Genomic DNA, 20,819 nt, shown 5'->3' with positions numbered 1-20,819 from the left:
AACTAATTCCTGGCTGTGCAATAGAGAACCTTGTTGCCGGTCCTGACCGAGCAGAACTTCACTGTATTCTTTTTTATATGATGTCACTCACATTGAATTCTAACCATCTTGATTCTTTGGTTATTGTATTTGTAGCTCGCAGTTGTTCAGATAATACAATGAAGAGCCTTAAGGTTATTAGTACTCTTTCAAAGCATCTAAAAACATATTTATTTCAGGATGGGCTAGTGAACGGAAGTCATCCTGATCTGGTAAATGATTGGCTACGTACCTCCCAGATTTTGCAGGAGTTTACGCAACATCACAGATGTTCATACTATCAACTTGGTGTGAATCATGGCTGCCGATACGCTGTACCAACATGTATCCAGGCTGTAGCGGAATGGCATCAATACTTGCTTTTAATTGAGGACGATATTCAGGTGTCAGGTCTCAGCTTGCCCCTGCTAGGCACGATACTCGATAAATTAGAGAGCAGTTGTGAAAAGACAGTTTCTTTTGCGACCGGATTTATATCGGATGCTTGTTATCATGATGCTAAAAAAAGTTTTATCTTTACTTCGTCTTATCGCCCAGGTATGGGTGGATGGCTAATGAAATCGTCTTTTATGATCGGATATTTAGTCAATCGTGAGGCTTGGCTTTCAAAGCTGATCTCTTCGTTATCACTTGATGTTTTTGCGGAAAGGAGTCTTTGTTCTCTCTTCTTGGATGTGCTTTTCAGTGCACCAAGGATATTTAGTTGTTATGACTGTTCAGCATGGAATTATCAGCTCGCATATATCTCTTTTATAGCGAGATCAAAGCACCTACATCTAGATTCATCAATAGTGCAAAATGTAGGGTTTGATGATAAAATAGGGTATACTCGCCTCTCTCCTGTTGACACTGGGTCACTCCGGTCATTTTTAATTTTGCCAATTTACCTAGGCTTTGCTTATGCCGCAAAGTTCCTTTATAAGAACTCGCTTGTTTCTAAGGTTGGTTTTTCATTGCGCAAGCGACTTGATAATCTTGTAAATAAGATTGTAAATTTCTTACCTCCCGTTTTTGTTCCCGCTTTGGGGGATGCCCGTTGGAATTTAGGCAGTTATTCAGCAAAAGAGTTCACGCCAAGCTCAGATTTTGTTGGTGAAAAAACGCGTTCCAGTTACGAATTCTATAATTTTTATGGCTTGGGTGACATTATCCAAGATTATGTTTTTCTTTCATGTATTGCATTAACCAACCCTTCTATTGTAATTACTTACTTTGTGAGAGAGGAAGTTTATTTGGTTGCTAATCTATGGTTAAATTCCGTTTCTAATCTTCACGTGAGGCCTTGTGCGCCTGGTATTTTGACATCAGCCATTAATATTTGGAAAAATTCCAAATTGACATGGACTAAGTCAAAACTTGTGTATGCTGGGTCGCATGATTCGAGGCGTTCTTATAGTGATTTTTATCAAGCTTTTTATAGGTTCCTAATTTCAAATTATAGTCTGCCTTTGCGGCAGTTAAGGTCCAAGAGTCGCTTGGATCTTGTCTATTCTAGTGTTTTTAGACATAGATATAACGCAATTGTTTCGATCTGCCCGCGCAAACCTGACATTTTTGTGCTAAATCAAAGGCCACTATCACAGCAGCTTGGCATTGACTGTGTAGTTAATTTGGAAATTCTTGTCGAATCCTTAAAGCGATTAAATCCCTACCTTGACATAGAATGCTCTACGTCATATGCTAGCGATAGATCTGGAATTAATAAGTTTTCCTTCACGAGCGCAGTATGCATGGCTGCTAATTCTCTTGCCTTAATAAGTGTAGCTTCTGGCCCATTCTTCTTGGCAATAAATACTAGAATCAAATCTATCTTTGCTTTGTGTAGTGTTGAGGATGTAGATGTTTCTCCTAACATTGCTTGTTATTCTAATTACTTTAATTTTCTTCCGTTCTTTTTTGCGTATTGCCGAGATAATTCTATTTTACACGAAGATATTGATTAGGCCCGTCCTTTTTTTATTTGCACCAAGCTCGTTATTATGTGACACTGTCTGTTTCTGTATTCTTTCGTTTAATTGCATTAACTTGTTGATTTTCTTCTCTTTATGTAATGCTTGCCGATTTTAGAATTTATTGATACATTTCCTGATTGAACTTGACCATTTTTACATTCTAGACTATTGCACTTATGTGTCTAGGTAACCATGTACTGACTCAAGAAGTGAGCACTTGCGTTGTACTCTCTTTCTTTGCGTCATTCCCATTTGCGCCGTGAGGGTTTTAACGTCGTTTGCAGCTCATCTTGAGCACTGTCAACTTGTTAGTTCATAGGGCTTGAGGGGTGCCTTTCGCAGCCCGGGGATATCACCCCCTCAATGTTCCGGTATCATCGTCCTAATTTCCTCAAGCAGTTTTGTTTCACTGTTCTACTTCCAGTTTACAAGGCTCTAATCGACTTGTACCAGTTTCAGCAGCATTTCTGTAGCTGCTCTTGCGTTTATGAAGTTGAGGTGTGTTGCTTGTACTGGCGTTCCTTATCATTTTCGTTAGGCCACATCTTCACGATCCACTAGTTACCTCCTTACTTTCGTGGTTATAGACTGGTCTTATTCCCCCGCGCCCCTAATTTTTTTATTGCGGACAAGCTTGTCTTGTTATTACTTGTAATAATGCAGATTTAGATAGCCTGTAGCCCTGTCAATCAGTTATTAGCTGCATTTTATCCTATAGGCTCTTTCGTGCCTAGCTGGGCGTACTCTTTGATTCACAATAATAGCCTTTTGCGACCCATGTTTTGTAAAACTTAAGTAAGTAGGTCATTTCCTGTATTGCTTTTGTGTCGCTTAATTGCCCCAAGTTGTAAATCTTTCATTATGAAAAAAGTTGTTTTGTTGGGAGACGGAATGATTGATGTTTATCACAGGTGTGAGGTAACTAGGATTGCACCAGAAGGCCCCTTTCCTGTCTTAAATGAGCTCAGTAGCGACTACATGTTAGGGGGTTCCTTCAACGTTGCTCGTCAGTTGCTTACTTTTGGTTTCGAGGTCGCTCCTTTGGTCGTACTTCATGACCACCAGACCTTTTTTAAAAAATATAGACTCAGTAGCTTCCGCGAGGCTCAAAACTATTCTAAATCTCTTGAATTTTTATTCGATTCTGACATTGTAAGCATCAAGCATAGATTTACGAGTTTAGACAAAATTATTGCCCGCTGGGATATTGATAGTGTGGCAATTCCCGATCATTACGATGACTTAATTATTTCTGCAGTTTTTGAATTTAAGCCTGATTTAATTGTGTTTTCTGATTACAATAAAGGCTCGCTGTCTGATTTTTTGATTAAGTCTGTTCTGTCCTACGCTAGCATTAGTAACATAATTACTCTTGTCGATCCGAAGCCTAGGGCTGATTTAGGTGTTTATAGGGGTGCAGATGTTATTACGCCTAACCTTATTGAGGCTAATCTTTTAATGAAGTCATTGGGATATCTCCAGAATTTAGATTGTTCAACTATTTTAGCCATTCTTCGCGATGATCTGCAGATTAAAAGACCTGTAATTACGCTAGGGAGTCAAGGAATTTGTTGCCTCAATGAATTTGGAGATTTTGTTCACAGTCCTGTATTGCAAAAGGATCTTTTTGACGTCACCGGGGCTGGTGATGCTGTAATTTCTACGCTATGCTATTGCCTTGCTAACGATATTTCCTTGGTCGACGCGTTGGCGTACGCGAATAAAGCGGGGGGTGCTGTAGTTGGGCATTTGGGCAATTACTGTCTTAGCCTAGAAGATATTCTTTAAATTATCCAATATTTTTAGTGCCTTTTGGCGCCATTCTCTGCCTTTAGTTGTCTTGTAAGTTTTAATTTATTATGCACGTCGGTTTTTTGCTTCCGCGATGTTCTTAATAGCTACACACTTTATGTGGCCTTGATGCAACGCTTTGAGTCCACTTTGCTGGTATTTCAAATTTGATAAGAAAATCTGTACTTTTTGCGTTGCGCTTTTCTATATTAAAAACGTCAATTAATTCTTCTTTGCCTGCCGATAAATTCCAGGAATGATCACTTGGCTAAGTTTCTTAATAGCTGACTAATATCAGCCCAGCAGCTTTATCTTTAGTTCAGGCTGCAAGTATCCCCTAGTCTTGCAGATCCACACGAGTTCTTCCCACGATCACCATGCGGAGAGTGCCTTCGGCACCACTCTATCACATTCTCTTTCGCCGTTTGGCGATCAGGTCGTCCAATAGAGCGCGTTCGCTGGGCGCCGGGGAGCGTGTGCCTTCAGAACCCTCTTGGTCCGGTCTGGCTTCTCCAGCACAATCCGGTCGGCTTCCCGGCCCCACCCTACCGATGCGCCAACCGGAGGGTCTACATCTCACGCCGTAGCAGTTTGAGCTGGTGTGCACCGAGAACCGCAAGGCGGTGCTTGAGTTGGAAGCAGTTGGGAGTGTTATTGCATTCACACCATCTGGCAGCGAAACCGGCTCGCGCAATGTGAGCTGTTCTTACAGTTGAAGCTCTATGCCAATCGCTCTGGGGGATTGAAGACTTTCGATAGTTCTACGGGGTTTCGGCTCTCCGTCGATCAGGTAGTGGAAGTGTGGCCCTCCATTGGCGTCTCGCAGCATCTCAACCCCGCTGAAGTGCTCGATGCTGCTGCTGAATTCCCTAGGAGCGTGTCGCACATAGGTCAGGGCAAGGCCTCTCCACAGACGCCCTGAAATCTGCCCAGATCCCAGTGACGGCAATGGGTCTGGGCAAGAGAATGGGGCATGGTCAAGGCCAAATCGTTCCGCACCTGGAATCCCGAGTAGACGCTGCTGCTGCCGCCATCACCAGTGGACTGGTTGCCAGAGAGCCACCTGGTGTTCTTTTTGCTGGATCTGGCCGGCGAGCTTGATCTTGAGGAGATCCACGCGGTCTACCGGCAGAAGGATCCGCGGGGCGAGAAGGCCTACGAGCCGCGAATGATGGTGGTGCTGCTCCTGTACGCCTACTGCGTCGGGCTGCCCAGCTCCCGCAAGATCGAGAAAGCCTGCTGGGAAGACGCTGCCTTCCGGGTTCTCACCGGCAATCAGCAGCCAGATCACAGCCGGATCAGCGATTTCCGCCGCCGTCACCTGCCTGCCCTGGCCGGTCTGTTTGTTCAGGTGCTGCGGCTCTGCCAGAAGCCGGGGCTGGTGAGCCTGGGGCAGGTGGCATTGGATGGCACCAAGGCCAAAGTCAATGCCAGTAAGCACAAGGCGATGAGCCATGAGCGCATGCTCAAAAGCGAACGGCAGCTCGAGGCTGAGATGCGAGCGCTGCTGCGCAAGGCCGAGATCATCGATGTCCAGGAAGATGGCCAGTACGGCAAGGGCAAGCGGGGCGACGAACTGCCCGAGGAACTTCAGCGACGTTCCAGCCGGCTGGAGTGGATTCGCAAGGCCAGGGCTGAACTAGAAGCAGAAGCTGCTGCTGCCAAGGCCGCTCAACTGAACGACGAGGCCGAGGCTGCTGAGCAGGACGCAGAAGCATCTGAGGCCAGTGGCGATGAGCAGCTCAGAAAGCTGGCGGCACGCCGCAGCCGTGGTGCCCGCAAACGAGCAGATGAGGCTCAGAAGCTGGCGATCGAGAAGGCCGAAGCCGCAGGCCTGGAGCTGAGCACCGTTGCCGCGGCTGCCGGCACCGATCCATTGGCAATGCCGCAGCGCACGCTGCCAACCGATGCAGTCGGGAACCCCAAACCGCCAGGGCTGCCTGAAAGTTGGTTCAGGTGCTGTTTTCCGCGAGCTGAACACCGCCCAGCGCGAGCATTCCTTTGATGTCGTGAGACAGCGCGCGCAGTCCACGGCGAATTGAGCGGTAGCCGCCGCGCCGCAGCAGGTTCATCACCACCGTCCGCAGGAACCCAAACACCGGTGCACCGATCCGATTGGCGTAGCGGTGAGCGTCCTCACCGAGCTGGGTGTCGCGGGCCCAGTGCCATTCGTTTTCAATGCTCCAGCGCTGCCGGATCAGTCGTAGCAACGCTTCTGGAGTGGTTCGGACCGTGGTGATGAACAGGTGGCGCCTCACGCTGCGCTTGCCCTTGCGCTTGATCGTCGTGGTGATCAGTTCCACGATTCAGGCGCTGCCCGGCCAGCTCTCCTTGATGTGATCCGGCGCTTCCTTGGTCCGCAGTTCCCAATGGGTGTCACGGCCATGACGCTTCTCGTGAGCCGTTGCGGTGAAAGGGATGTGGCGCTTTCCCTCGAACTGGCGACTGATCTGCCGATGGAGCGTGGGCTGGTTCGTTTTGACGGTCAGCGCGACGTCGGCGCCCTGCTCGAGGCACCAGTGAAAAATGCTTGCGTCGTGTGCAGGGCATCAGCCTGGATGAGCTTGCCTTCCAGGTCCATCGTGCTGAGCAGCTCCTTGAGCGCTGAGCGCTCGCTGGATTCATGGGTGTCGTAACTCTTCTGCGCCAGGGCGACACCGAGGGCACGGGCGTAGACGGTGACCTGTGCCACGAAGCGGTGGTTGCCGTCGGCGGTCTCGATCGCGGAGCCTTTGAGGGTCTTGCCGTCACAGACCAACTGATCCAGAGCCGTTGCCCCGCCTGGGATCTGGCTGATCATCCAGGCCTGGAGCACCTCGCCGAACTGCTCCAGATGCGACTTATTGAAAAGGTAGAGAAACGTCGCATCCGTGGGCCAGCGCTTGAAATTCAGGCCCAGCGCCTTGTTCAGCGCTTCCCGGTGGCGCTCGGCGAAGGCCTCCAGATCGCGTGAGCTCCTGCAGTCGCTGAGGATCCCGAGCACCGTCACCAGCAGCAGGTACCACTGCGGATAGCGCACCCCTCTCCGGTACCGGCCATCAGGGATGGCCTTGAGGAAGCTGATCAGGTCGGCATCAGCGCTGAAATCAACGACAGGGACAGCAGTCTCGGGCATCGCGAAGGGGCACGCCCCGCGAGCAAACCAGGCCGGAACGCAGCCGCCAAGGGCGCGCCGGGCAGACTTTCAGGCGGCCCTGCCCAAACCGCAGGCCCAGCGGAATTTCACTGACCCTGACAGCCATATCCTCAAGGGCGCTGACGGCTGGATCCAGGGCTACAACTGCCAGGCCGCTGTGGACGCTGACCACCAAGTGATCGTGGCCATCGGAGTAAGCAACCAGCCCAGCGATGCGGTGCACCTGCTGCCGATGCTGGAGCGGATTAAGGCCAACACTGGGGAACTGCCGGATGGCTTGATTGCGGATGCCGGCTACTACAGCACCGCCAACCTGGAAGCCTGTGAGGATAAAGGGCTGAATGCCTACATCTCCACCAGCCGGCAGCAGCACAGTCAGCGGCCCAGGCCAGCACGGGGCCGAGCACCCAGAGATCTCGATGCCAGAGGCCGAATGGAGCGGAAGCTCAGATCCAAGGCCGGTCATGCGGTCTATGCAGTGCGCAAAACTGCGGTGGAACCAGTTTTTGGGCAGATCAAGGGGGCCAGAGGCCTGGATCGGTTCCGATTGCGAGGGTTGGAGAGGGTGAATGGGGAATGGGCGCTGATGGCCACCACCCACAACCTGCTCAAGCTGTTCAGGGCATCAATGGCCACGGCCTGAGGGCCTGGATCATGTCGCAAACGGCTGCAATCGGATATTCCGGAATCACAAGAGCTCAATCACCGCTTCCTGGCCTCATCGCAACGTGCGACAAGCTCCTAGTGAGCCGGCGCAGAGTAGTACAAAAGAGATTCAGGCGTAGCTAACAACTAGGCTCAACCCCAAACGAACAACTTGAAATGTTATCGTCCTTCTATAATGTAATAACTAGGTATACACGTCCTGCGAATGAGAGCCCATCATTCACATCTGTTCACTCTAAGCTATGGCAATCGGGCTTTAGAATTTACACCAAGTAAAGGGACACTACTCAGTGTAGCCATCAGCTCGGCCTTCGCCGGGGCTGATGGCTACACTGAGTTACAGCATTTGGTTGGAGGCCGCTGCTGCCGTGAAGCAACAGATCATTAATTACCACAGCTAAAGCAAATCAGTTGAATGCAAGATTGGGCAATTTAAGCGGCGTATTACACTGGACCTGTTCCTGGAGATGCTCTCTGCCACATAGAGTTGAACCATTACACTGAATGTTGGTGATGAAGCTCGATAAATTGGTTCAGAATCTTACCGTCTTTAACGCGTCCACGCAACGCCTTTTCTAGGCCAATAAGAAGTGACAAAATGCTGGCACTCTGCAGCTAAACTTCCAGATAGCTAGGCCGTAATAATCTTGATGCCTGCTCAGTCACAATCAATTTCTGCTGAGGCTGGCTCCGATTCTCTTTCTCAGAAAACTTTGAATATCTAATTGTTCCTTAGCTATTTCCCTTCTTTTTTAATCTTGTTTGCCACGTTGCATCTTTTCAAATAACGACAATGATTTCACTTCCGTTAATTTTTACGCATTATGGAAACAGTAACTATTTGAAATTTACACTGCATCAGGCTAAAAAGTCAAATCCTAGCAAGATATGTATTCTTCTTGGTGACAAATTAAATAAAAGTTTAGCATTAAAATATGGATGGAAGCACATTGATTCTTGCTCATTAAAGTCTCAAAAGAGGGATGAATTTAATGCTTCGTTCCATTGGGTTCAGGGAAAATTTCATAATCCAGTTAAAGGTAACAAAGACTGGTTAAGGTATGTTTTTGAGCGATTTTTCGCATTAGAAGTGTTTCTCATGCAACAAAATATCCGTAGCTTCTGGCATTTTGATTCTGATACTATGATCATGATGAATTTGAATCATTTTGAGGATGAATTAACTAACTCAAATTATGATTGCACTACTTTATGCAATGATGCCTGTCCTTCCGGATACATTAGACAAGAATTAGTTAGTCAATATTGCACAAGTATAATTGAAGATTATCATGACAGTAAATTTCTTGATATGCAGCAAAAAGAATTTGATGAATTACATAATTATTATGCTTTTACCGAAATGCGAGCGTTCCAAAATTTTAAAAGAAAAAAGCCAACTCTTCAAACACCTAGCTTGCCATTATTGTTCCAAAAAAACAATGTTTGGTTTGATGAATGTATATGTCAATCACATGATTTCGAGTGTTTTACGTCAGTAAAGCAATACTTTAAAAAACTAAAGAACCTTTATTCTGCTGGAGGTATTATTTATTGCAAAAAAAAAGGTGTAAATCCTCCTGTAGCCTTTGCTACTATTAATTGTAGCTGGGTTACAGATGATGTGTTTTTGTGGATCCAAAATGCAGCGATCACCTCTACGCCTAGTAAAAAGCACTATTTAAAGCACGCACTAAGGTTTTCTCTAAAAGACATTTTTCATTACTTTAATAATTTATGTGTCAAGTTTTTTGAAATTATCTTAAAATTTTTAACTTGTTAAAGAATTAATTCCTTAGCCGGCTTTCTACGTGATTTCCGCAATAATTTGCAGCTATAATCTTCCAAAACTTTTTGATTTTGGAATCTATGACCAAAGAAATGCTTATTAAAATTTATGAGAATTAAATTAACTTCCGCAAGTATTGCGATCCTGTTAGCCTTTATTCTTTATAATCTGCAGCTTACACTTGCTTTAATCAATCCTTTCTCTTTTTATCCAATTTCGTCTCAAGTTATTCTTAGTTCAGTAGCTGGATCACTTGCTTTAGCTACTGCATTTTTACTTAAAAAACCTAATTTACGACTTAGTTTTAATAATAAATGCTCTACCGAAAATCTTACTTTTTCAAATACTTATTTTTGGATAGCTTTGCAGATTGTCCAGCTTTTAATTTCATTATTTATATTTATTTTTTCTTTTTCAGTCTTATCTGGCACTGGTTTTAATTTTTCTGAAGCCCGATCAAATTTTTTCTTTTCAGAAATATCTTTGTTTAAGAATGTACCCGGTTTCTTGTTCTTTCTATTTGTCGCAAATGCCACCTTTAAACTTGTATCTGCGAGCCTGGTGATTAGCCTGGTTTTTCGAAGGTCCATTCCGCGCCTTACACTACTTTCCTTCTTTTCTTATTTCTTGTTTTCATTTGTAACTGGTAGTCGAACTTTTATTTATGAATTATTACTTTACTTGATTCTCTCCATAGTATCAGTTGCTCCGAATGGAGTGGTAAGTTTTTCTTATTTTTGGAAAATACTAAAACGAACCGGGCTCTTTTTTATACCATTTGTTCCGTTATTCCTCTCGCGAACTAGCGAAAGTTTTTCAAGATTTCTTTATGTTTATATGATTGGCCCCCTTTTCTTTTTTTCTCAACTTATATCCTATGATAATGCAAAAGCGTATGACTTGCAGAATTTAGATCGCTTTGGTTTCTCCTTTGCATCACTAGATTGGATTATTATTGGGGTTTATAATATTTTCAACCAATCTGATAAATTTTTATCCTTATTTACTTTAATTGACTATCCAATTGGATCAGGGGCAATGATAGGTTTTGACCAAGGCCTAAATGCATTTCCATCGGGATTCTTTTATTCTTATATGGATGGAGGCGTAATATTTGTATATTTACTAATATTTCTTTTTGCTCTTTCCCTCAAATATCTTGATTTGAATTCATTTAAATGCCGAATCCTTTTTGTTATCCTGGGATCATGTCTGATTGATGTATTAAGAACTGGGCCATTTGCTTCTCCTTCCACTTTGTTTTCCATTTTATTTCTTACTATTCTCTAGTCCTGATTTTTCAATCTAGTTTCAAGTATTTTGCTCCTTGTTATTTACTCTTGGTGTTGTCTTTTCCTATTTCCGCTTTAACCATTTTTAACTGTTTTACCATATGAGTAATGTGCAATTATCTTTAATTACAGTAGCCAAGCATGCTGATAATGATTTGATCAAGACAATTGATTCAATAGTAAGTTCATTTGGTCAATATTTATATGAAGTATCGCTTGTATTGGTCATTCCCGCTGATGAGCTATTGCATTTTACTAAAAAAACTTGGCATGTTGACGCCCTTAAGCCCTTTTTAAACCATTGCAACATTATTCATGATAAAAAAATGGGAATATATAGTGCTTTTAATTATGGGATAGGCTATTCAAAATTTATTGGAAGCACACATATAGCATTTATAAATTCAGGCGATGAGCTGACATCTGGATTTATTGATATGTTGCACTATTTGCGTAATAATGCCTTTAATGTTGTGTCTGGCGTTGTCTCTCAAATTTCTGAAGATTCAAGTCTTATCGGCCAATATTCCGGGGGCCTAGCTGTTTGGAATGTTCCTCATCCAGCTACTATATATCCCATTGGTTTCTTCCTTTGCCTTTATTCTTCTAAGCTAAGGATATCCGCAGACTGGCACCTTCATTTTCTTAACAGGAATAATTTTGCTTTTATAAAGCTAGACATGGTTGTTGCTAAATTTTATTTTGGGGGTATTTCTAATTCACCAAATGCTGCACAAATTTTATTCAAGGATGAGATAAATGCTTGTATTATAGATTTCAACGAGAAGCGTTATTTATCTATTCTGCATCCTTGGCGTATATTGCGTTATTTTCGGATAACGCTCAATTTCTTTTCTTATCGGCTGACAAAAATGAGCTTTTTTGTTTCTTCAAGATTGAAAAATTTTCTAAAAAGAATATATGTTGTTCTTGATTTGAGCGGCATTAATCTACTTAGGTTGGCCCATGCACCCTTGGGCCTTTTACTGTATATGAGTGATTTCGTGCAGTATATTTTAGCGTTTCTACCTTTGTCTAGTCCATCGACCTGCGATTTACCCTCGCTAGATATATTTCCTTGTATCACGGATCGGTTTGCAAATGCCGGCTCTTACTCTATTGCGTATTTAAAGATGAACTCTTGGGCGCTCAACCAGGTAAAAGTTATTTCGCCTCCCATCTTATTTGACGTGGGATCGGATTTAAGTGGCTTTGTTGTGCCCAGCTCATATTTTGTTAATCATGTGATTTCCAGTGATATTAGAAACTTTTCTCTGCCAATTGATAATATTTCATCGATTCAGCTCGACCTATTAAACATTTCGAGCTTTAAAATGAGCTCTAATAAACCCACTTATGATTTAGTTTCCTGCTTGCATGTCATCGAACATATTGGTCTCGGAAGGTATGGAGATTCTATTTGTCCTAATGGATGGAAAACAGCCATCAAAAGCTTAACTTCTTTTGTTTCCGTGAACGGTTATTTGCTTATTGCTGTACCCATTGGATCTCCTCGTCTTTATTTTAATGCTCATAGGGTATTTGATTATATTTCAATAAATAATTATGTTCAGTCTTTTGGATTTAAGTTGTCCGATTTTGCTTATCTTGACGATAGCCATTGTTTGCATTCGTGTGAAATTGAGAGATTGCCTGAGTCGCTGGATCATCTTTATTATGGCTTGGGATTATATTTGTTTCAAAATCAGTCTTCGGGGCACCTCGAATAATAAACAAATGACAGAAGGCTTAAGTGCATAAAAAGCCGCCAGGGAGGCGGCTGCGCAGGAATTCATTATTTCGTCTGTTGACGAGTATTCATGACCGTGGCACTTCTATGAGTGACTCTTGCCACCACTGCTAAGTGGGCAGAGCACCAGGGCCTATTAGAAATGTGTCCCAGTAGCCCTGGCGTGCGGCTTCCGGCTCCGGTTTGGTGCGCAGGTCGCGCTCGTATCTCTTGGTTACACCACTCGAGAACCCAGCTGTTGCAACGGATCTGATCAGCTTCCTCAAGGCGTTGCCCGATTGCCGGCTGCGTCGGGGGATTCGTTACCCGCAGTGGTGGATGCTGTTGGTTTCGATCCTGGCGATCCTGAGTAACCAGGGTTCGCTGCTTGGGATGGAGCGTTTTCCCAAACGCCACCGCAAGACCCTCAACGAGCTGCTCGGCACCCACATCGCCAAGCCACCATCGGATTCGACCTTCCGCTTGCTGCTCGCTCAGCTTGATGTCGATGTGTTCGAGGCTTTCTGCAGCAGTGGTTGGCAGCGCAGCCTGGCGTCACTGAGACCGTCGACACCCTGGTGTGTGACGGCAAGACTCTGCGGGGTTCAATCGATCAAACCGCCTCTGGCGCAGTGCGTTTTATCGCTCAGGTGAGCCTGTACTCCAACAGCCTGGGTGTGGCGATCGCTCAAAACACCTACGCCACCGATGCCCGCGGCGAGATCGCGGCCTTGCGCCAGCTGCTCGATCGCGTTGATCTCAACGGCTTACTGGTGCAGGCCGACGCGCTGCATGCAAACCGCCCTTTTTCCTCTACCTCGAGCAGCGTGGCGCCGACTTCCTGATCGCTGTGAAACACAGTGGCCGCAAAAGATCTCAGCTGATCAAGGCCCGGCTGACCTATGGCCGCACGACGCCGTGGCAAGCCAGCAAGTGTGAACGCAAACGCGGCCGCGACCTCACCTGGACATTGCGAGGCATGCCAGCCCCAGAGTGGGTGGTGGAGAACTGGCCCGGCAGCGCCACGATCCTGGCAGTGCGCTGCAAAGGCACCCGCGATGGCAAAGCCGTCGACGAGACCCGTTACTACGTAACGAGTTTGCGCACTGGCGCAAAAGCACTGCTGCTGCACGTGCGCTACCGCTGGAGTATCGAGAACAGCTGGCACTGGGCGCGGGATGTGCCTCTCCGAGAAGACGCCCACCGCTACCGCGAGGCTAACGGCGTGCAGATCATGGCCACGCTGCGCAGCCTGGCCATGAATGCGCTGCGAATGGATGGTTACTGGTCGATCACTGAGGGCTTGGCTACTCTGGCCCATGACATCAGAGGCCTTCTGTCACTCCTGGGCTGGCAACAACCCAGTCAGGAACTGTGCTCGACCTGACTTCTAATAGGCCCTGGGGCCTCAGGCGTCAGTTGGATCGGCACTGGAACCGCGGCATGAGCTTTCTGCGGATCGGGCTGGCTGCCTTACAAATGGTGGTGGTCGATGCGGCAGCCAGGGCGATGGCGTTGCTGCCGATCCCACTCCATGAGCTGGAGTCCTGCATCCCAAGCCGGAAGGCCAGGAGAAGTCAGGCGCAGGCCTGGTTTTCAACAATTGAGATGCCACCGCGATAGCGATCCGCTGATCACGCCGCGGTGATGGCAGTCACTTGAATCTCATCACTGAGATGTGTTGCTCAGCCGGGGTAGCTGGTCCCTTCGCGTAAACCGCACCAGCTCTTCACCTCTATCTACAGGGCTGCCTGAAAGTTGGTTCAGGTGCTGTTTTCCGCGAGCTGAACACCGCCCAGCGCGAGCATTCCTTTGATGTCGTGAGACAGCGCGCGCAGTCCACGGCGAATTGAGCGGTAGCCGCCGCGCCGCAGCAGGTTCATCACCACCGTCCGCAGGAACCCAAACACCGGTGCACCGATCCGATTGGCGTAGCGGTGAGCGTCCTCACCGAGCTGGGTGTCGCGGGCCCAGTGCCATTCGTTTTCAATGCTCCAGCGCTGCCGGATCAGTCGTAGCAACGCTTCTGGAGTGGTTCGGACCGTGGTGATGAACAGGTGGCGCCTCACGCTGCGCTTGCCCTTGCGCTTGATCGTCGTGGTGATCAGTTCCACGATTCAGGCGCTGCCCGGCCAGCTCTCCTTGATGTGATCCGGCGCTTCCTTGGTCCGCAGTTCCCAATGGGTGTCACGGCCATGACGCTTCTCGTGAGCCGTTGCGGTGAAAGGGATGTGGCGCTTTCCCTCGAACTGGCGACTGATCTGCCGATGGAGCGTGGGCTGGTTCGTTTTGACGGTCAGCGCGACGTCGGCGCCCTGCTCGAGGCACCAGTGAAAAATGCTTGCGTCGTGTGCAGGGCATCAGCCTGGATGAGCTTGCCTTCCAGGTCCATCGTGCTGAGCAGCTCCTTGAGCGCTGAGCGCTCGCTGGATTCATGGGTGTCGTAACTCTTCTGCGCCAGGGCGACACCGAGGGCACGGGCGTAGACGGTGACCTGTGCCACGAAGCGGTGGTTGCCGTCGGCGGTCTCGATCGCGGAGCCTTTGAGGGTCTTGCCGTCACAGACCAACTGATCCAGAGCCGTTGCCCCGCCTGGGATCTGGCTGATCATCCAGGCCTGGAGCACCTCGCCGAACTGCTCCAGATGCGACTTATTGAAAAGGTAGAGAAACGTCGCATCCGTGGGCCAGCGCTTGAAATTCAGGCCCAGCGCCTTGTTCAGCGCTTCCCGGTGGCGCTCGGCGAAGGCCTCCAGATCGCGTGAGCTCCTGCAGTCGCTGAGGATCCCGAGCACCGTCACCAGCAGCAGGTACCACTGCGGATAGCGCACCCCTCTCCGGTACCGGCCATCAGGGATGGCCTTGAGGAAGCTGATCAGGTCGGCATCAGCGCTGAAATCAACGACAGGGACAGCAGTCTCGGGCATCGCGAAGGGGCACGCCCCGCGAGCAAACCAGGCCGGAACGCAGCCGCCAAGGGCGCGCCGGACAGACTTTCAGGCGGCCCTGCCTCTATCTACACAGATATACTTGGCCGCTGAGTTGCGAATTCAGTGATTAGGGTTTATAATTGATAAACAGACTTGAGTAATTAGCTTCCTAGAAGTCACCTCTTGACAGTACTTATTCATCCTCCAGAGAGTGTCGCAGCCCCTCCTGAGTTACTCCACTTGGAGTGGCGCCACCCGAATTTGAGCAAAGACTACTCTTGATTTTTCCCGTGAAAACACTTGCACTCTCTGGTGGCCTTGGAAATGTTCTCTTCCAATTAAATCTCTTTTACTCACGTAGATCTTTGTTTGATAGCTTAAGTCCCGAGGGTCTTCATATAAAAATGCTCAGGAAGGTGAGGCGCCTAAATAGCCCTCAGCAATCGAGTTTTCTCAAGATGTTAGGGATCTCTTGTTACTTGAAACAGACCCCTCAGACTTTGGCTGATTACTTTTTGCTGGGTTTTTCGCGCAAAGTTGATAATCCAGTATGTGGGAGGTACTGGAATAATTTTATTGATCCAATAGATACGACTTCCCCGGTTCGACTATTTAAGTCTTATGCGCAATATCAGGTTCCTCTTCAGGATGAATTTATTGCACTCTTAAAAAAATGCCTCATTGAGCCTCGATCCCATCTTCGCTCCTTGGCTTCAGGATATGACGCTATCGGCCATATAAGATGTGGGGACTTGTCCAGAACAGTAGATATATCAGGATATTATCTTGAAGCCTTCAAAATCTATCCGAACATTCTATTGGTTACTGATGATGCTTGCCAGGCATCGCGTTTGTTTCCAGGCTTAGATTCCTCTAGGATTATTAGTTCCCGTTCTTATCTGGACGACTTTGCGATTCTTGCGTATGCGAATAACATTGTTTCCTCAAATAGCACATTCGCTTGGTGGGCTGCTGAACTATCGAGCGCATGTTCTGTGGTTGAACCCTATGATTTTAGGCTTGGATCGCACTTTAAGCCTATTTCCAACCGCCTACGCCATAGGCTATGACTAATAATATTATATACCCTGCTCATGTTATGATTCTGCGGCCTTATTCTCTCTCCTCGGGATCTTCATTGGTCAACGATCGTTATTTTAATCTTGCCAAATCGATATCCCTGATAGGCAATCGCGTCACTCTGTTGGCCCAAAGCTTTAGCCACTCTACGTTATTGAACAGATCATCTAATGATCTCCAATCCATATCATGGAGATATGATTTCGCTCGTTTTGTCACCGTTCCAGGCTACAATAAGTCGGTTGGCCTAGGTAGACTTTGTTCTGAGCTCATTTATGCTCTAAAAGCATTTGCCATACTTCTATGCGAAAGGCCAAGCCATGTCCTAGTCGCAGAGCCACTCTTTTTTACCGGATGGCTTGCTATTCTTTATGGCTGGCTATTTCAAAAACAAATATCTTGCGATCTTATCGATGCGTGGCCGGAAGCCCTCGCAATACCAAAGCGTCACCCATTAGGCTTGATACCACCTTACGCTATTATTCTCTTTCCTCTTATTTGTTCTCGTACGCTTAGGTTGTTGTCCTATGCAAAGCTCTTTACGGTAAGCAGAAGCTATATCAAGGTTATGCCGAGATCAAGGCGAAGGCGAGCGCATGTTTTCTATTGGTGTAGTAATGCACTTCTGAGTAAATCCGTGCAAGCCCTCAATGAAATCCCTTCAACTTTCTCCTGCTTAAACGCTCCATTCGTTGTTTCGTATGCAGGGTCTCTGGGTTCTGGCTATGATATCGAAACTATTATTGAATCTGCAGGAATTCTGGAGCTTCGTTTTCCTGGTTGTTTTGTCTTCAAGATTGCGGGTGGGGGGCAAAAGTCGGCCTTGTTGGAAGCAGTTAGCACACCTAATCTTTGTTACTATGGCTACTTATCTACGTCAGAAATATTTTCAATGCTTTCATGTTCGCATTCAATGCTTTTGCCTTATGTTAGTAACTCTGCCGTTGCATTGCCTATAAAATTCTTTGACGCGGTCAATTTTCGTCTTCCCGTTGTGAGCAGTTTAGGGCTGGAGGCTGGTGATCTTATCAAAGAATATATGATTGGATCTTGCTATCAGGCTGGCAGTGCAGAATCCCTTTGTGAATCCATTATTGCTGTTCGCGAGGCTCACGCAGAATATCATCGCAACATGTGTGTGTTTTCGGACTTGTTTTCTGATGTCTACGAGCTTTCGCAGGTTTACGCAGAATTTGCAAGAGAGCTTCTGCTGTAATGGTGTTCCCTTTAATTGGTTGAAATGCCCTTCCCTTTTGCCACCTTCTCTTTAATTTAAGGCGGTTGTATGTTTTCTGCACTTATTGACATTACTTTTGGCATGCTTTTGCATATCGTCGCCCGCGTCCTACCTGTAGGCGTAGATTTCTGTGGAACTCAACCCCTGCGCAGCCTGGTTTAGCCTGCAGCTCAGGTATTCGGCGTAGCGTTTGGTTTTGCAGGGGCCCCTACGGCGTCACAACACATTTCCCAGTGCTTGAGGTTTGCATCTTGCAAGCTCCTTTCATGCTCACACCACTATTCGGCTCTCTCCCCATGGCTGATGCAAAGCTTGTTAAAGGTTCTCTTGGGAGGGCTGACAGCGTGCGTTTAGGATTGTGAGAATGTCTATTCCATGTGTCCAAGAAATATTGCAACCGCTACCGATCTCGATCTGATCAGCTACCTCAAGGTGATTAGAGATGCACACATGCTGCGGGGTTGATATCATCCAGATTAGTATTTTGCTGGAGGCGGTGATGGGAATCCTGTGTGGCCTTAAGGGCTTGCGCGTTGCATAATACTTTACTAACCAGTTGGCTCATTTTGCAGGAAATTTCAAGTTATTCAAGCTCTCATATTAGTCCTAGCCAATTATGAAAATTCTATACTTACACCAGTACTTTTCCACCCCGGCTGGTGCCGGAGGTACCCGCTCTTACTATCTGGCCCGCTCCCTGGTGGAGGCAGGGCATCAGGTGCAGATGGTTTGCCTGCGTGATGCCCGCTCCCATACCGGCCTGAGCGGCTCTTTCACACGAGGCCTTCGTACCGGCTTGGTGGATGGAATCACGGTTGTTGAGTTCGATCTCCCCTACTCCAACTACCTCGGGCTGTTTGGGCGTTCCTTGGTGTTTCTTCGCTACAGCTGGCTGAGCCTGAAGCTGGCCCTGCACTCCGACGCCGATCTTGTTTTCGCCACCACCACGCCCCTCACCGCCGGTATCCCCGGCATCGCAGCCCGCTGGTTGAGGGGTGTCCCGTTTGTGTTTGAGGTGCGCGAGCTCTGGCCCGAACTGCCCCGCGCCATGGGAGTAGTTCGCAACCCATTAGTGCTTGCTGGCCTCTCGGCCTTGGAATGGCTCAGCTACCACTCCGCTGATGCCTGCATCGGTCTGGCACCTGGAATCTGTGAGGGCATCGCGGAGCGCGGCATCGAGCCAAGCCTCATCACCAGCATCCCCAACGCCTGCGATTTGGAGCTGTTCCAGCCCCAGCCCAGTGGCAAGATGAAGCAGCCCCAGCTGATCAGTGGTCTGCCAGCGCCCTTTCCGCCCAATTCCTTCGTAGCGGCCTTCACGGGTGCCCATGGCTTGGCTAATGGTCTCGATGCGGTTCTAGATGTTGCTGCCGAGCTCCAGCACTTAGGCCGCCAAGACATCCAGCTGCTGTTCATCGGCGATGGCCGCTGTAAACCTGCTCTACAGCAGCGTGTTGCCAGCGAAGGGCTAGTCAACTGTCACTTCTTGCCACTGATCCCACAACTCCAACTGGCTGAAATCCTTCGCCAATCGGTGCATGTGGGGCTGATGGTGTTCGATGACTTTCCAGCTTTCTACTGCGGTACTTCCCCCAACAAGTTCTTCGACTACCTGGCCTGCGGCTTACCGGTGGTGATCAACTATCCCGGTTGGCTGGCCGAGCTGATCCAGGAGCATCAGCTGGGGATCCCGGTTTCCCCCCGCGATTCCGATGCCTTTGCCGCGGCATTAATCACCCTGGCGGAACAACCGGCTCTGGTGGCTTCCATGGGCTCTAACGCGCGGTCATTGGCTGAATCTCGCTTCTCACGTCGCCTGCTAGCCGATCAATGTCGCCAAGTTCTTGAAACTACCGCTACTCGTTACGCACGCCGTCGCAATGGTTATCTTGGTCAGCAGACCTACGCCCTGTTCAAGGATTTGGCTGATTGGGTTGCAGCCCTGGTGGCTCTGCTTCTGCTCTCGCCCCTTCTGGTGGTGGTGGTTCTTTTGGTTCGCTGGCAGCTGGATGCCCCCGTGCTTTTCCGCCAGCAACGCCCCGGTTACCGCGGCCGCCCCTTCGAGCTGCTCAAGTTCCGCACCATGACCAGCGCTCGCGATGCCAGCGGGACCCTCCTTCCTGATGCCCAGCGCCTTACGCCCCTGTGCCGCTGGTTGCGCAGCACTTCCATTGATGAACTTCCTGGCTTAATCAACATCCTTCGTGGCGAGATGAGCTTTATCGGTCCTAGGCCGTTGTTGATGCAATACCTGCCTCTCTATTCATCCGATCAGGCCCGCCGCCATGATGTGAAGCCTGGCTTTAGCGGCTGGGCTCAGATCAACGGCCGCAATGCAATCTCATGGGAGGAGAAGTTTCGTCTTGATGTCTGGTATGTAGATCACCAGGATTTTTGGTTAGATTTGCGCATCTTTCTGATCACTATTTTGAAGGTGATTAGGCGGGAAGGGATTAGTGCAGCTGGTGAGGCCACTATGTCGCCCTTCACTGGTTCATCTGCCAGCCAATGAGCGCCCTGCTGATCCTTGCTGCCGGTGGCCACGCCAAGGTTGTAGCTGAAACAGCTCTTGCCACAGGCCATTTCAGCAGCATCGTCTTTTTGGATGATCGTTGCAGCGGCCCCGATCCCTTAAGTGCAGTCCTCGGTTGGCCTGTGCTCGGTTCTCTTGCCCAGTGCCTCGAGCCCGCCTGCCGGGAGCAATTCACATCTGCTGTTGTGGCGATCGGCCACCCAGGCACCCGTTTGCTTTGGCTGGATCGGCTTCATGCTGCTGGATACTCACTACCTGCCTTGATCCATCCCACTGCCTGGGTGTCGCCCTCGGCTGAAGTCGGCCCTGGAGCGGTGGTGTTCGCCCAGGCGGCTGTTCAGGCCCAAGCCGTGATCGGTCGAGGCGCCATCCTCAACACCTGCTGCAGCGTCGATCACGATGCCTTTATTTCCGAAGGGGTGCACATCTGCCCTGGTGCCCACCTGGCGGGAGAAGTGCAAGTAGGTGCTCGCAGCTGGATCGGAATCGGTGCCTCCGTGATTCAGCAGGTTCGCATTGGCGCTGATGTCACCGTTGGTGCTGGTGCAGCCGTGGTGACTGATCTTCCCGACGGCGTGACTGCGGTTGGGGTGCCTGCTCGGCCTCTCCAGACAGCCTGACCTTTCATTTGTTGTTCCCTTCCTGT

18 protein-coding genes and 1 pseudogene are annotated in these 20,819 nt (G+C 48.4%); 15 read left to right on the top strand and 4 right to left on the bottom strand.

Annotated elements, in window-relative coordinates:
* Positions 1-227 precede the first annotated feature (227 nt).
* From KBY58_RS03495 to KBY58_RS03485, 3 genes are all read left to right on the top strand, one after another.
* Positions 228-1,982: a hypothetical protein gene (locus tag KBY58_RS03495; protein WP_255002929.1), complete on the top strand. Its 1,755-nt coding sequence runs from the start codon at positions 228-230 to the stop codon at positions 1,980-1,982.
* Positions 1,983-2,852: 870 nt separating this feature from the next.
* Complete coding sequence (locus tag KBY58_RS03490) at positions 2,853-3,779, top strand: bifunctional heptose 7-phosphate kinase/heptose 1-phosphate adenyltransferase (protein ID WP_255002927.1); 927 nt, start codon at positions 2,853-2,855, stop codon at positions 3,777-3,779.
* 1,042 nt (positions 3,780-4,821) lie between these two features.
* A complete protein-coding gene (locus KBY58_RS03485; protein ID WP_255002925.1) occupies positions 4,822-5,787 on the top strand; it encodes a transposase in 966 nt (321 codons plus the stop codon).
* Here the strand turns inward: KBY58_RS03485 and KBY58_RS03480 are convergent.
* Positions 5,735-6,085, bottom strand: a complete 351-nt coding sequence (locus tag KBY58_RS03480) for a transposase (protein ID WP_255002910.1) — start codon at positions 6,083-6,085, stop codon at positions 5,735-5,737. The two genes, KBY58_RS03485 and KBY58_RS03480, sit on opposite strands and share 53 nt — an antisense overlap.
* Before the next feature lie 182 nt (positions 6,086-6,267).
* On the bottom strand, positions 6,268-6,897 hold the full coding sequence (locus tag KBY58_RS03475) for an ISAs1 family transposase (RefSeq protein ID WP_255002909.1): 630 nt from the start codon (positions 6,895-6,897) through the stop codon (positions 6,268-6,270).
* Positions 6,898-6,979: 82 nt separating this feature from the next.
* On the opposite strand from KBY58_RS03475, the pseudogene KBY58_RS03470 reads away from it, so the two are divergent.
* The 8 genes and pseudogenes from KBY58_RS03470 to KBY58_RS03435 all read left to right on the top strand — a co-directional run.
* A pseudogene (locus tag KBY58_RS03470) lies at positions 6,980-7,561 on the top strand (transposase); the annotation flags it as partial.
* A gap of 864 nt (positions 7,562-8,425) precedes the next feature.
* Complete coding sequence (locus KBY58_RS03465; protein WP_255002921.1) at positions 8,426-9,367, top strand: hypothetical protein; 942 nt, start codon at positions 8,426-8,428, stop codon at positions 9,365-9,367.
* Between the two features lie 114 nt (positions 9,368-9,481).
* Complete coding sequence (locus tag KBY58_RS03460; protein WP_255002919.1) at positions 9,482-10,663, top strand: hypothetical protein; 1,182 nt, start codon at positions 9,482-9,484, stop codon at positions 10,661-10,663.
* Between the two features lie 103 nt (positions 10,664-10,766).
* A complete protein-coding gene (locus tag KBY58_RS03455) occupies positions 10,767-12,395 on the top strand; it encodes a DUF268 domain-containing protein (RefSeq protein ID WP_255002916.1) in 1,629 nt (542 codons plus the stop codon).
* 230 nt (positions 12,396-12,625) lie between these two features.
* On the top strand, positions 12,626-13,048 hold the full coding sequence (locus KBY58_RS03450) for a transposase family protein (RefSeq protein WP_255002914.1): 423 nt from the start codon (positions 12,626-12,628) through the stop codon (positions 13,046-13,048).
* Positions 13,045-13,239, top strand: a complete 195-nt coding sequence (locus KBY58_RS03445; RefSeq protein WP_255002913.1) for a hypothetical protein — start codon at positions 13,045-13,047, stop codon at positions 13,237-13,239. The genes KBY58_RS03450 and KBY58_RS03445 overlap by 4 nt, the downstream gene beginning before the upstream one ends.
* Before the next feature lie 5 nt (positions 13,240-13,244).
* Positions 13,245-13,781, top strand: coding sequence for an ISAs1 family transposase (locus tag KBY58_RS03440; RefSeq protein ID WP_255002912.1), 537 nt, complete (start codon positions 13,245-13,247; stop codon positions 13,779-13,781).
* Positions 13,769-14,017, top strand: a complete 249-nt coding sequence (locus KBY58_RS03435) for a hypothetical protein (protein ID WP_255002911.1) — start codon at positions 13,769-13,771, stop codon at positions 14,015-14,017. The genes KBY58_RS03440 and KBY58_RS03435 overlap by 13 nt, the downstream gene beginning before the upstream one ends.
* 140 nt (positions 14,018-14,157) lie before the next feature.
* On the opposite strand, the gene KBY58_RS03430 is transcribed toward KBY58_RS03435, so the two are convergent.
* Positions 14,158-14,508 (bottom strand): transposase, encoded by a 351-nt coding sequence (locus KBY58_RS03430; RefSeq protein WP_255002910.1) that lies wholly within the window; start codon positions 14,506-14,508, stop codon positions 14,158-14,160.
* Between the two features lie 182 nt (positions 14,509-14,690).
* Complete coding sequence (locus KBY58_RS03425) at positions 14,691-15,320, bottom strand: ISAs1 family transposase (protein ID WP_255002909.1); 630 nt, start codon at positions 15,318-15,320, stop codon at positions 14,691-14,693.
* A gap of 293 nt (positions 15,321-15,613) precedes the next feature.
* Here KBY58_RS03425 and KBY58_RS03420 point away from each other — a divergent pair, with 293 nt between their 5' ends.
* The 4 genes from KBY58_RS03420 to KBY58_RS03400 all read left to right on the top strand — a co-directional run bounded on the left by KBY58_RS03420 (position 15,614) and on the right by KBY58_RS03400 (position 20,793).
* Entirely contained in the window at positions 15,614-16,393 is a 780-nt protein-coding gene (locus KBY58_RS03420) for a hypothetical protein (RefSeq protein WP_255002908.1), read from the top strand.
* A gap of 647 nt (positions 16,394-17,040) precedes the next feature.
* Positions 17,041-17,619 carry a hypothetical protein gene (locus KBY58_RS03415; protein ID WP_255002907.1) on the top strand — a complete coding sequence of 193 codons (579 nt, stop codon included), beginning with the start codon at positions 17,041-17,043 and terminating at the stop codon, positions 17,617-17,619.
* Positions 17,620-18,256: 637 nt separating this feature from the next.
* Positions 18,257-20,152 (top strand): sugar transferase, encoded by a 1,896-nt coding sequence (locus tag KBY58_RS12940; protein WP_315858023.1) that lies wholly within the window; start codon positions 18,257-18,259, stop codon positions 20,150-20,152.
* Complete coding sequence (locus KBY58_RS03400) at positions 20,149-20,793, top strand: acetyltransferase (protein WP_255002906.1); 645 nt, start codon at positions 20,149-20,151, stop codon at positions 20,791-20,793. Before KBY58_RS12940 ends, KBY58_RS03400 begins: the two co-directional genes overlap by 4 nt.
* Positions 20,794-20,819: the final 26 nt, after the last annotated feature.

The organism is Cyanobium sp. HWJ4-Hawea, assembly GCF_024345815.1.
Lineage (GTDB): Bacteria > Cyanobacteriota > Cyanobacteriia > PCC-6307 > Cyanobiaceae > Cyanobium_A.
Note: the sequence above shows the minus strand (reverse complement) of the source record. Positions and strands in the feature narration are given on the sequence as shown.

Excerpts from the sequence above, each read along its gene's own strand:
- KBY58_RS03490 (WP_255002927.1), top strand. The coding sequence starts at position 2,853 with ATGAAAAAAGTTGTTTTGTTGGGAGACGGAATGATTGATGTTTATCAC.
- KBY58_RS03475 (WP_255002909.1), bottom strand. The coding sequence starts at position 6,897 with ATGCCCGAGACTGCTGTCCCTGTCGTTGATTTCAGCGCTGATGCCGAC.
- KBY58_RS03460 (WP_255002919.1), top strand. The coding sequence starts at position 9,482 with ATGAGAATTAAATTAACTTCCGCAAGTATTGCGATCCTGTTAGCCTTT.
- KBY58_RS03455 (WP_255002916.1), top strand. The coding sequence starts at position 10,767 with ATGAGTAATGTGCAATTATCTTTAATTACAGTAGCCAAGCATGCTGAT.
- KBY58_RS03425 (WP_255002909.1), bottom strand. The coding sequence starts at position 15,320 with ATGCCCGAGACTGCTGTCCCTGTCGTTGATTTCAGCGCTGATGCCGAC.
- KBY58_RS12940 (WP_315858023.1), top strand. The coding sequence starts at position 18,257 with ATGAAAATTCTATACTTACACCAGTACTTTTCCACCCCGGCTGGTGCC.
- KBY58_RS03400 (WP_255002906.1), top strand. The coding sequence starts at position 20,149 with ATGAGCGCCCTGCTGATCCTTGCTGCCGGTGGCCACGCCAAGGTTGTA.